Consider the following 10,926-nt stretch of genomic DNA (forward strand, 5'->3'; position numbering starts at 1 on the left):
AGAAGAGTTGTCCGATGGCCGCAGAAGCGCATGCTCCGACTGCAAGTGAATACATCGTTCACCACCTGCAGCATCTTCAGAACACGACGCAGACCAAGATCGTCGATTTCTCGGTGATCAATTACGACTCCATCATCATCGGGCTGACCCTCGGCTTGCTGGCGGTGCTGGTTCTCTGGAGCGCCGCGCGCAAGGCGACCTCCGGCGTGCCTGGCCGTTTCCAGGCCGCGGTCGAGATCCTGGTCGAGATGGTCGATAACCAGGCCAAGGCCAACATCCACAGCGCCGAGAGCCGCAAGTTCATCGCGCCGCTGGGTCTGACGGTGTTCGTCTGGATCTTCTTCATGAACTTCATGGACATGCTGCCCGTGGATGGCCTGCCCGCGCTGTGGGCGTGGTTCTACGGCGTGACCGGCCACGATCCGCACCACGCCTACCTGCGCGTCGTGCCGACGGCCGACCTGTCCACCACGCTGGGCCTGGCCTTTGCCGTGCTGATGCTGCGCTTCTGGTACAGCGTCAAGATCAAGGGCGCTGGCGGCTGGGCGCATGAACTGGTGTCCGCGCCCTTCGGCACCAGCAAGAATCCGATCTTCGCCCTGATCCTGGGCGTGGTGAACGTGCTGATGCAAATCATTGAATATGTCGCCAACACCGTGTCCCATGGCATGCGGTTGTTTGGCAACATGTACGCTGGCGAGCTGGTCTTCATGCTGATTGCCCTGATGGGTGGGGCTGCTGCGCTGTCGTTGTCTGGGGTACTGCTGCCTGTGGGCCACATCATTGCTGGCACCATCTGGACGCTGTTCCACATTCTGGTGATCACGTTGCAAGCATTCATTTTCATGATGCTGGCACTGATCTACCTCGGTCAGGCGCACAACGCGCACTAAGTTTTGTTCCTTCGTTTTTTCTTTCCTTAACCTTTCTTTCTTACTCAGGAGTCATCATGGAAAACATTCTCGGTCTCGTCGCTCTGGCTTGCGGTCTGATTGTGGGTCTCGGCGCTGTCGGCGCTTCTATCGGTATCGCGCTGATGGGTGGCAAGTTCCTGGAATCGTCGGCACGCCAACCCGAACTGATCAACGAACTGCAAACCAAGATGTTCATCTTGGCCGGTCTGATCGACGCCGCCTTCCTGATCGGCGTGGCTATCGCTCTGCTGTTCGCATTCGCCAACCCCTTCGCTTCGACCTTGCTGGCCAACCTGCCCAAGTAATTCCCGTTCGACGCCACTTTAGAAAGGTGTTGCCGTGAGTATCAACGCGACCCTGTTCGTTCAGGCCATAGTCTTCCTGATCCTGGTGTGGTTCACGATGAAATTCGTGTGGCCCCCGATCGCGAAGGCACTGGACGAACGAGCCCAGAAAATCGCCGATGGCCTCGCTGCCGCCGACCGTGCCAAATCCGAACTGACCGCTGCCAACCAGCGCGTCGAGAAGGAATTGTCACAAGCGCGCAACGAGACGGCTTCCCGTCTGGCCGATGCCGACCGCCGTGCACAGGCCATCATCGAAGAAGCCAAGGCCCGTGCGACCGAGGAGGGCAACAAGATCGTTGCCGCTGCCCGCGCCGAGGCCGAGCAGCAGGCCGTGCAAGCCCGCGAGGCCCTGCGCGAGCAGGTGGCCGCGCTGGCCGTGAAGGGTGCCGAGCAGATCCTCCGCAAGGAAGTGAATGCCGGTGTCCACGCCGACCTGCTCAACCGCCTGAAGACCGAGCTGTAAGGGGACGCACATGGCTGAACTCGCCACCATTGCCCGCCCTTACGCCGAAGCCTTGTTCAAGGCCTGTGCTGCGAATGCGGGTGTCGATCTGGGCAGCACCGCTGCCTGGGTTGACGAATTGGCGGCGATTGCCGCCAATCCGCAGATCCGCCAGCTGGCGGACAGCCCCAAGGTGACTTCGGACCAGGTGTTCGATGTCATCACCGGCGTGGCGCGTTCCGCGCTGCCCGATACCGCCAGGAACTTCCTGCGCACTGTCATCGACAATGGCCGCCTCAATGCGCTGCCTGAAGTCGCTGCGCAGTTCCGTGCCCTCGTGAACCGCCGCAATGGCTCTTCGGATGCCATCGTCTACAGCGCGTTCCCCATGGACGCCACGGCGCTGACGGAGGTGTCTGCCGCGCTGGAAAAGCGCTTTGGCCGCAAGCTCAACCTCGCCGTGCAGCAGGATGAGACGCTGATCGGCGGCATTCGCGTGGTGGTGGGCGATGAGGTGCTGGACACCTCGGTCAAGGCCCGTCTGGAACAAATGAAAGCGGCCCTCGTTGCGTAAGCGCGATCGAGGTCTCGGCTAAACAAAGAAAGAAGGAAAGAGTCATGCAACTCAATCCCGCAGAAATTTCTGAACTGATCAAGAGCCGCATCGAGGGTCTGGCAGCCAGCAGCGATATCCGCAACCAGGGCACCGTGGTGTCCGTGTCCGACGGTATCGTGCGCATCCATGGCCTGTCGGAAGTGATGCAGGGTGAAATGCTCGAATTCCCCGCCACCGCGGACGGCACGCCCTCCTATGGCCTGGCACTGAACCTCGAGCGCGACTCCGTCGGCGCCGTGATTCTGGGCGAGTACGAGCACATTTCCGAAGGTGACACCGTCAAGTGCACGGGCCGCATTCTGGAAGTGCCCGTGGGCCCCGAACTGGTGGGCCGCGTGGTCAACGCCCTGGGCCAGCCGATCGACGGCAAGGGCCCCATCAACGCCAAGCTGACCGACGTGATCGAGAAGGTCGCCCCGGGCGTGATCGCGCGACAGTCCGTCGACCAGCCGCTCCAGTCGGGCCTGAAGTGTATCGACTCCATGGTGCCCGTCGGCCGTGGCCAGCGCGAGCTGATCATCGGTGACCGCCAGACCGGCAAGACCGCCGTGGCCATCGACGCCATCATCGCCCAGAAGGGCCAGGGCGTGACCTGCATCTACGTCGCCATCGGTCAGAAGGCATCGTCGATCAAGAACGTGGTGCGCTCGCTGGAACAAGCCGGCGCGATGGAATACACCATCGTCGTGGCTGCGTCGGCCTCCGAGTCGGCCGCCATGCAGTACGTGTCGGCCTATTCGGGCTGCACGATGGGTGAATACTTCCGCGACCGCGGCGAAGACGCCCTGATCGTGTACGACGATCTGTCCAAGCAAGCTGTGGCCTATCGCCAGGTTTCGCTGCTGCTGCGCCGCCCTCCAGGCCGTGAAGCCTACCCCGGCGACGTGTTCTATCTCCACAGCCGTCTGCTGGAGCGCGCAGCCCGCGTGAACGCCGATTACGTCGAAGCCTTCACCAAGGGTGAAGTCAAGGGCAAGACCGGTTCGCTGACGGCACTGCCGATCATCGAAACGCAGGCCGGCGACGTGTCCGCTTTCGTTCCGACCAACGTGATCTCGATCACCGATGGCCAGATCTTCCTGGAAACCAACCTGTTCAACGCAGGTATCCGCCCCGCCATCAACGCCGGTATCTCGGTGTCGCGCGTCGGTGGTGCCGCGCAGACCAAGCTGGTGAAGAACCTGTCCGGCGGTATCCGTACCGACCTGGCCCAGTACCGTGAACTGGCTGCCTTCGCGCAGTTTGCTTCCGACCTGGACGAAGCCACCCGCAAGCAGCTCGACCGCGGTGCCCGCGTGACCGAACTGCTCAAGCAGGCCCAGTACAGCCCGCTGTCCATCTCGCTGATGGGCGCTTCGCTGTTCGCGGTGAACAAGGGCTTCATGGACGACGTCGACGTCAAGAAGGTTCTGGACTTCGAACACGGTCTGCACCAGTTCCTGAAGACCAGCCATGCAGCCCTTCTGGCCAAGCTGGAGCAGGCCAAGGCCATGGACAAGGACGCTGAAGCCGAACTGACCGCCGCGATCGCTGCGTTCAAGAAGTCGTTCGCTTAAACCGGACGAGGAGCCATCATGGCAGCAGGCAAGGAAATACGCGGCAAGATCAAATCGGTGGAGAACACCAAGAAGATCACCAAAGCCATGGAAATGGTGGCCGCATCCAAAATGCGCAAGGCGCAGGACCGGATGCGCGCTGCCCGTCCCTACAGCGAGAAGATCCGCAATATTGCAGCCAACCTCGGTCAGGCAAACCCCGAGTACGTCCATCCGTTCATGAAAGTGAACGACTCCAAGGTGGCCGGTGTCATCGTGGTCACGACAGACAAGGGCCTGTGCGGTGGCATGAACACCAACGTGCTGCGCGCCGTCACCACCAAGCTGCGTGAGCTGCAGGGTGCGGGCGTGTCCACGGAAGCCGTGGCCGTTGGCAACAAGGGTCTGGGTTTCCTGAACCGTGTGGGTGCCAAGGTGGTTTCGCATGTGACGGGTCTGGGCGATACGCCGCATCTGGACAAGCTGATCGGCCCCGTCAAGGTGCTGCTCGATGCATACGCCGAAGGCAAGATCAACGCGGTGTACCTGTGTTACACCAAGTTCATCAACACCATGAAGCAGGAATCGGTGGTGGAGCAGCTGCTCCCCCTGTCCTCCGCGCAGATGCAGGCCGAGAAGACGGAACATGGATGGGATTACATCTATGAACCCGACGCCCAGAGCGTGATCGACGATCTGCTGGTCCGCTATGTCGAGTCTCTGATCTACCAGGCGGTTGCTGAAAACATGGCGTCCGAACAATCGGCGCGCATGGTGGCCATGAAGGCTGCCACCGACAACGCAGGCAGCGTTATTGGCGAGTTGAAGCTGGTCTACAACAAGACGCGCCAGGCAGCGATCACGAAAGAACTTTCGGAAATCGTCGCTGGCGCAGCCGCTGTGTAAGCAGCTCAACAGACAACATTATTGGAGCGAAAAATGGCTCAAGTGCAAGGCAAGATTGTTCAATGTATCGGCGCCGTGGTGGACGTGGAGTTCCCGCGCGACCAGATGCCCAAGATTTACGACGCCCTGAAGCTCGACGGTTCGGCGCTGACGCTGGAAGTGCAGCAGCAGCTGGGCGACGGCGTGGTGCGCACCATTGCCCTGGGTTCTTCCGACGGCCTGCGCCGCGGTCTGGTGGTGACCAACACCGCCGCGCCGATCACGGTGCCCGTGGGCAAGGCCACCCTGGGCCGCATCATGGACGTGCTGGGTACGCCCATCGATGAGCGCGGCCCCGTGGACCAGGCCCTGACGGCCTCCATCCACCGCAAAGCCCCCGCGTACGACGAACTGTCGCCGTCGCAGGAGCTGCTGGAAACCGGCATCAAGGTGATCGACCTGGTGTGCCCGTTCGCCAAGGGCGGCAAGGTGGGTCTGTTCGGTGGCGCCGGCGTGGGCAAGACCGTGAACATGATGGAACTCATCAACAACATCGCCAAGGCCCACTCGGGTCTGTCGGTGTTCGCTGGTGTGGGCGAGCGTACCCGCGAAGGGAACGACTTCTATCACGAAATGGCCGATTCTGGCGTCGTGAACCTGGAGAACCTGGGCGAGTCCAAGGTGGCCATGGTCTACGGCCAGATGAACGAGCCCCCGGGCAACCGTCTGCGCGTGGCCCTGACTGGTCTGACCATCGCCGAGTCGTTCCGTGACGAAGGCCGTGACGTGCTGTTCTTCGTGGACAACATCTACCGTTACACGCTGGCCGGTACCGAAGTGTCCGCTCTGCTGGGTCGTATGCCTTCCGCCGTGGGCTACCAGCCTACCCTGGCCGAAGAAATGGGCCGCCTGCAAGAGCGTATCACCTCCACCAAGGTCGGCTCGATCACTTCCATCCAGGCCGTGTACGTGCCTGCCGATGACTTGACCGATCCGTCGCCCGCCACGACCTTCGCCCACTTGGACTCCACCGTGGTGCTGTCGCGTGACATCGCCTCGCTGGGTATCTACCCCGCCGTGGACCCGCTGGATTCCACCAGCCGCCAGCTGGACCCGCAGGTGGTGGGTGAAGAGCATTACCAGGTGGCCCGTGGTGTGCAGGGCACGCTGCAGCGCTACAAGGAACTGCGCGACATCATCGCCATTCTGGGCATGGACGAACTGGCTCCCGAGGACAAGCTGGCCGTGGCCCGCGCCCGCAAGATCCAGCGTTTCCTGTCGCAGCCGTTCCACGTGGCCGAAGTGTTCACGGGCTCGCCGGGCAAGTATGTGCCGCTGGCCGAAACCATCCGTGGCTTCAAGATGATCGTGAACGGCGAGTGCGACCACCTGCCCGAGCAGGCGTTCTACATGGTCGGCACCATCGACGAGGCCTTCGAGAAAGCCAAGAAGATGGCGTAATCAGGTCGGCGGATGCCTTCACGGTGTCCGCCAACCTGCTTGCTCCGCTTTTTGTAGAGTTCCAAAGGAATCCAGATGGCCAACACCATACATGTCGACGTTGTCAGCGCCGAAGAGTCCATCTTCTCTGGCGAGGCGCGCTTTGTGGCCCTGCCCGGCGAAGCCGGTGAGCTGGGCGTCTATCCGCGCCACACGCCGCTGATCACCCGCATCAAGCCGGGTTCTGTGCGCATCGAGATGGCCGACGGTAGCGAAGAATTTGTTTTCGTGGCCGGTGGCATCCTCGAAGTGCAGCCCGACTGCGTCACGGTGCTTTCCGACACGGCAGTGCGCGGCAAGGACCTGGACGATGAAAAGGCCAACACCGCCAAGGCGGCCGCCGAGGAAGCGGTCAAGAATGCCAAGGGCGAGATCGACCTGGCACGTGCTCAATCCGAGCTGGCCATCATGGCAGCCCAGATTGCAGCCCTGCGCAAGTACCGCCAGAAGAAGTAAGCGCGCGCGTTTCTCTTCAGCATCCGCAAAAACCGCCCCGCAAGGGCGGTTTTTGCTTTGTGGGGGCTGCGGAAAAGCGCGCACCCCCGGACGTGCTCAGCGCACCACTGGTGCGTCCGACAGTTCGTTGTTCTGCAGGGCCTCGGGTGCCTTTGGGTAGTGGGCCACCAGCAACGCCGTGGCTTCATCGACGGCCTGACTCAGTCCCTGTTCCCATCGGCCGCCGGCCAGTGCCTGCCCCATGCGCTCCGCCACGCCGTGCCACGCTTGAGGTGAGACATGCCGGTTCAATCCACGGTCTGCAACGATCTCGATGGCATGCTCGGCCAGCAGCAGGTACACCAGCACGCCGTTGTTGTGCTCGGTGTCCCAGACCCGCTGCTTGCCGAAAATGGTGATGGCGCGCTCGCGGCTGCTGGCGTGGCGCCAGAGGTAGCTCAGCGGCAAGGCGGATTCGGCAAAAATGCGGATCTGACCGGTATGCCGGGACTCGCTCGTGGCCACTTGCTGCGCTAGGCGTGTGCGCAATGCCGGAGTGAAGATACGGCTCGCCGGATCGCGCAGCGCCAGCCATTGGTGGTGGATGATGCGCCGCAGGCGCATGAAACCGTTCGACATGTTCACCAGTCCCCCGAGGCGCCACCGCCGCCAAAGTCTCCGCCACCACCTGAACTGAACCCGCCCGAATCACCGCTGCTGCCGCCGCTTCCGGATGAGAAGGAGCCGCCGCCCCAGCCGCCGCTGTTGCCATAGCCGCGGGAGCTGGCGGTGGCCAACCCCCAGATCATGGACAGCAGGGCAGCGACCACCGACAGCCCGAGGCTGGCGGTAATGAAGTAGGCCAGGAATCCCGTAGCGGTACCGGTGGCCAGCGTGCCCAAGGCGCGACCCAAGACCGCGCGAGCGATCGCGGCTCCGATGGGCACGGCGAAAAACAGAAAGATGCCCAGATCCACCCAGTCGAACCCCGCTGCGTGGCTGGCAAGAGGGGAGTTCTGCATGGCTGGCGCGGGCAGGGCCTCGCCGCGAATGCGGGCGAAAAGCTGGTCCAGCCCGGCATCGATGCCTGTGGCATAGCGGCCTTGTTTGAAGTGCGGAGCAATCGCCTCGTCGATGATCTGCCGCGCGGCCAGGTCGGGGATGGCCCCTTCGAGGGCCTTGGCCACCTCGATGCGCAATTTGCGGTCCTGCTTGGCAACGACCAGAAGCAGTCCATCGCCTACGTCCCTGCGCCCGATCCTCCAATGGTTGGCAACGCGGTTGGCATAGGAGGCGATATCCTCCGGCGCCGTCGTCGCAACCAGCAGCACGACGATCTGGGTGCCGCGCTCCTGCTCGAACGCCGTCAGCCTTGACTCGATGGCGGCGATCTCGGCATCACCGAGGGTCGCCGACTGATCGATCACGCGCGATGCAAGCGCAGGAACGGGTTGGAGCGTCTGCGCACTGGCGCAGAAAGAAAAATTTGCTATCAATAATATAGCTATTAGCGCACGCCAGATAAGCGCTTGAAGCATAAATCAGTCAAGCAAATTACTTTTTGCCAAAATCCACGGCTGGCGGCGCAGCAAGCTGATCCTCGTTGGCGATGGCAAATGCAGGCTTGGGCTGGTAGCTGAATGCCATGGCCGTCAGGTTGCTGGGGAAGCTGCGGACCAGGATGTTGTACTCCTGCACCGACTGGATGTAGCGGTTACGGGCCACGGTGATGCGGTTTTCCGTGCCTTCGAGTTGCACGCGCAGATCGCGGAATCCTTGGTTGGCTTGCAGGGTGGGGTAGCGCTCCGAAACCGCCATCAAACGCGACAGCGCGCCGGAAAGCTCGCCCTGGGCTTGTTGGAATTGCTTGAAGGCTTCCGGATTGCTCAGCATCTCGGAAGATACCTGGATCGCGGTGGCCTTGGCGCGTGCTTCGACGACCTTCGTCAGTGTCTCTTGCTCGAAGCTGGCCTCTCCCTTGACGGTGCTGACAATGTTCGGGATCAGGTCGGCCCTGCGCTGGTACTGGTTCAGCACCTCGCTCCAGGCGGCCTTGGATTGTTCATCCAGGCGCTGGAAATCGTTGTAGCCGCAGCCCGAAAGTGCAAGCACGGCAATCCACAGGACAAGAAAGCGTTTCATGGTGAGCGGTCGTCAGGCCGGGATGGGCAAAAGTGCCTTGGCTCTGGCGAAGGGCATTGTGCCGCAAACCTATGGGGCCGAGAGGTGCAAAATTGCCCCATGGACGAAATCGTGAAACAAGCGTTGGCGAAGTGGCCTCATGTACCGCATTGCTATGGGTGGCTGGGGCTGGATGCACGCGGACGCTGGTATCTGCGGGACGCGGCCACCCAAGCCCAGGGGGACTTCCCGCAGAGCAAGGGGGATTGGCTGCGGCACGAGAAACTCGTTGAATTCATTGGGCGCAATTACGATGCCGATGCGCAGGGGCAGTGGTTCTTTCAGAACGGACCCCAGAGGGTCTATGTCGAACTAGAGTGCACGCCTTGGATCTGGCGCATCCAACCAGACTTCACCGTGCATGCGCACACGGGCAGGCAAACCAGGGTTTCAGCCTGCCTGCAAGACGAGGCGGGGCGTGTCTATTTCGAGACCGAGTCAGGCTTGGGCCTCGTGCACAGCCTGGATGTGGCAATGGCAGCCGAAGGTATTGAGGTGGGGCGGTGGCCATTGCGGCCCGCGCGGGCGTGGGAGCTGGCACAGCAGTATGGCTACATCCAGAGTCCCGCCGCGCTGCAGCGCCAGCCATAGTGGTGCAGAGAACAGTCGGACGGGATCAAAACAAACAGCCGGCACGGGGCCGGCTGGGCAAGCCTGGACGTGCGCCGTCCAGATGTCATGCCTCAGTTGGCGGCAGAGGCTGCGGGCGCTGGCGCTTCGAACTTCGCGCCAGCGCCGTTGGCAAGGTAAGCCACGGCGCGTGCGATCTCAATATCGCTGAAATTGCCGCCACCCTGGGGTGACATGGCATTCTTGCCCTTGAGGGCGGACTGGACCAGGGCGTCAAAACCCGTGCTGATGCGCGATGCCCAGGCAGCGGTGTCGCCGGCCTTGGGGGCGCCAGCAGCGCCCGTTGCGTGGCAGGCAGCGCACTGAGCGTTGAAAACCTCTTCACCGGTCTTAAGGGGGCGGTTGGCATCGCGGATCACGACTTGGCCCACCTTTTGGATGCGTTCAGCGATGGCGCGCTCTGGGTTGGCGGCTCCGGGTGAGGTTTTATTGCCGGAGGTCACGAACAACACCAGCGCAATGATGCCGAAGATCGGCACGATGAAGGCGTAGAGAACAGCGGTCAGAAGCTGCTTGGGGTTCTTGATGGGGCCCGTATGGGCTTCTTCGTTGTGGTGGGCGCTCATGAAACCTCAGGCAGGTGGCTTGATGTGGATCAGAAATTATAAAGAAGTTCGCAATGCGGCCGTGCCGCACGGCATTGCGCCGCGGGGGCGCAAGTACATGCGATAATCATTGGCTAGGTCGTTTGGGTGCTGTGTGTTGCGCGGCGCCTTTCTGGTCAGAAAGCGGCTGTAGCTCAGTGGATAGAGTATTGGCCTCCGAAGCCAAGGGTCGTGGGTTCGATCCCCGCCAGCCGCGCCAATGTCCTGTCGCAAGGATCGAGGGCGAGAGAAAAAGTGCAAGAATGCACGAAGGTTTGTGAAAGTCTGAATTTTTAGGCTATAATTTGAGATTCTCCGGAGGGGTGCCCGAGTGGCTAAAGGGGGCAGACTGTAAATCTGTTGGCTTACGCCTACGCTGGTTCGAATCCAGCCTCCTCCACCAATTTGCGAATGTGAAACACGAGATCGCCCGGCAGGCTGGGTGGATTGCGCAAAGACAGTGATCGCTGTCGATGCGGGAGTAGTTCAATGGTAGAACCCTAGCCTTCCAAGCTAATGACGCGGGTTCGATTCCCGTCTCCCGCTCCATGTTTCACTTTCGCGGTTTGCAGGTCCAGGCCGCGCAAGTGGTCTTCAAGCTGCCCATGTGGCTCAGTGGTAGAGCACTCCCTTGGTAAGGGAGAGGTCGCGGGTCCGATTCCCGCCATGGGCACCACAAATTTCAGGTGCGTCCGCTTGAGATTGCGCCGAAATCCTGTTGTGTTGTTATAGATTTTTTTCGGAGTCGGAAAAATGGCAAAAGGAAAATTCGAGCGCACGAAGCCGCACGTCAACGTGGGCACGATCGGCCACGTGGACCATGGCAAGACGACGCTGACGGCGGCCATCGCCACGGT

14 protein-coding genes and 4 tRNA genes are annotated in these 10,926 nt (G+C 61.6%); 14 read left to right on the forward strand and 4 right to left on the reverse strand.

The window, feature by feature from the left end; all coding sequences use genetic code 11:
- Nucleotides 1-14 precede the first annotated feature (14 nt).
- The 8 genes from atpB (at nucleotide 15) to D8S75_RS16785 (ending at nucleotide 6,695) form a co-directional block, all read left to right on the forward strand.
- The gene (gene atpB, locus D8S75_RS16750) at nucleotides 15-893 is read left to right on the forward strand and encodes a F0F1 ATP synthase subunit A (RefSeq protein ID WP_119967518.1); all 879 of its coding nucleotides are present in this window, start codon (nucleotides 15-17) and stop codon (nucleotides 891-893) included.
- 56 nt (nucleotides 894-949) lie between these two features.
- The gene (gene atpE / locus D8S75_RS16755; protein ID WP_119967519.1) at nucleotides 950-1,219 is read left to right on the forward strand and encodes a F0F1 ATP synthase subunit C; all 270 of its coding nucleotides are present in this window, start codon (nucleotides 950-952) and stop codon (nucleotides 1,217-1,219) included.
- A 34-nt stretch (nucleotides 1,220-1,253) separates the two neighbouring features.
- Nucleotides 1,254-1,724, forward strand: coding sequence for a F0F1 ATP synthase subunit B (locus D8S75_RS16760; RefSeq protein ID WP_119967520.1), 471 nt, complete (start codon nucleotides 1,254-1,256; stop codon nucleotides 1,722-1,724).
- Between the two features lie 10 nt (nucleotides 1,725-1,734).
- Nucleotides 1,735-2,277 (forward strand): F0F1 ATP synthase subunit delta, encoded by a 543-nt coding sequence (locus tag D8S75_RS16765; RefSeq protein ID WP_119967521.1) that lies wholly within the window; start codon nucleotides 1,735-1,737, stop codon nucleotides 2,275-2,277.
- A 44-nt stretch (nucleotides 2,278-2,321) separates the two neighbouring features.
- Nucleotides 2,322-3,875: a F0F1 ATP synthase subunit alpha gene (gene atpA, locus D8S75_RS16770; RefSeq protein ID WP_119967522.1), complete on the forward strand. Its 1,554-nt coding sequence runs from the start codon at nucleotides 2,322-2,324 to the stop codon at nucleotides 3,873-3,875.
- Between the two features lie 18 nt (nucleotides 3,876-3,893).
- A complete protein-coding gene (gene atpG / locus D8S75_RS16775) occupies nucleotides 3,894-4,760 on the forward strand; it encodes a F0F1 ATP synthase subunit gamma (protein WP_119967523.1) in 867 nt (288 codons plus the stop codon).
- A gap of 33 nt (nucleotides 4,761-4,793) precedes the next feature.
- Nucleotides 4,794-6,200, forward strand: coding sequence for a F0F1 ATP synthase subunit beta (atpD, locus tag D8S75_RS16780; protein WP_119967524.1), 1,407 nt, complete (start codon nucleotides 4,794-4,796; stop codon nucleotides 6,198-6,200).
- A gap of 75 nt (nucleotides 6,201-6,275) precedes the next feature.
- The gene (locus D8S75_RS16785; protein ID WP_119967525.1) at nucleotides 6,276-6,695 is read left to right on the forward strand and encodes a F0F1 ATP synthase subunit epsilon; all 420 of its coding nucleotides are present in this window, start codon (nucleotides 6,276-6,278) and stop codon (nucleotides 6,693-6,695) included.
- 96 nt (nucleotides 6,696-6,791) lie between these two features.
- Here the strand turns inward: D8S75_RS16785 and D8S75_RS16790 are convergent, their stop codons facing one another.
- From D8S75_RS16790 to D8S75_RS16800, 3 genes are all read right to left on the reverse strand, one after another.
- Entirely contained in the window at nucleotides 6,792-7,313 is a 522-nt protein-coding gene (locus D8S75_RS16790; RefSeq protein ID WP_119967526.1) for a TPM domain-containing protein, read from the reverse strand.
- Nucleotides 7,314-7,315: 2 nt separating this feature from the next.
- Nucleotides 7,316-8,101, reverse strand: a complete 786-nt coding sequence (locus D8S75_RS16795; RefSeq protein ID WP_232829089.1) for a TPM domain-containing protein — start codon at nucleotides 8,099-8,101, stop codon at nucleotides 7,316-7,318.
- A 127-nt stretch (nucleotides 8,102-8,228) separates the two neighbouring features.
- Nucleotides 8,229-8,816: a LemA family protein gene (locus tag D8S75_RS16800; RefSeq protein WP_119967528.1), complete on the reverse strand. Its 588-nt coding sequence runs from the start codon at nucleotides 8,814-8,816 to the stop codon at nucleotides 8,229-8,231.
- A 99-nt stretch (nucleotides 8,817-8,915) separates the two neighbouring features.
- Between D8S75_RS16800 and D8S75_RS16805 the strand changes: the two genes are divergently transcribed.
- On the forward strand, nucleotides 8,916-9,446 hold the full coding sequence (locus D8S75_RS16805) for a DUF2946 family protein (protein WP_119967529.1): 531 nt from the start codon (nucleotides 8,916-8,918) through the stop codon (nucleotides 9,444-9,446).
- A gap of 92 nt (nucleotides 9,447-9,538) precedes the next feature.
- Here the strand turns inward: D8S75_RS16805 and D8S75_RS16810 are convergent, their stop codons facing one another.
- Nucleotides 9,539-10,051, reverse strand: coding sequence for a c-type cytochrome (locus D8S75_RS16810; protein ID WP_119967530.1), 513 nt, complete (start codon nucleotides 10,049-10,051; stop codon nucleotides 9,539-9,541).
- 162 nt (nucleotides 10,052-10,213) lie between these two features.
- Between D8S75_RS16810 and D8S75_RS16815 the strand changes: the two genes are divergently transcribed.
- The 5 genes from D8S75_RS16815 to D8S75_RS16835 form a co-directional block, all read left to right on the forward strand.
- Nucleotides 10,214-10,289: transfer RNA gene (locus D8S75_RS16815), tRNA-Arg, on the forward strand.
- Between the two features lie 97 nt (nucleotides 10,290-10,386).
- Nucleotides 10,387-10,472: transfer RNA gene (locus tag D8S75_RS16820), tRNA-Tyr, on the forward strand.
- Between the two features lie 72 nt (nucleotides 10,473-10,544).
- A tRNA-Gly gene (locus tag D8S75_RS16825) sits at nucleotides 10,545-10,618 on the forward strand.
- A 52-nt stretch (nucleotides 10,619-10,670) separates the two neighbouring features.
- Nucleotides 10,671-10,745 (forward strand) — tRNA-Thr (locus D8S75_RS16830).
- Nucleotides 10,746-10,822: 77 nt separating this feature from the next.
- Nucleotides 10,823-10,926 (forward strand): GTP-binding protein (locus D8S75_RS16835; RefSeq protein ID WP_229726451.1); only part of this gene is annotated, 104 nt, incomplete at its 3' end.

This window comes from Simplicispira lacusdiani (assembly GCF_003604195.1).
GTDB classification, from domain to species: Bacteria; Pseudomonadota; Gammaproteobacteria; order Burkholderiales; family Burkholderiaceae_C; genus Simplicispira; species Simplicispira lacusdiani.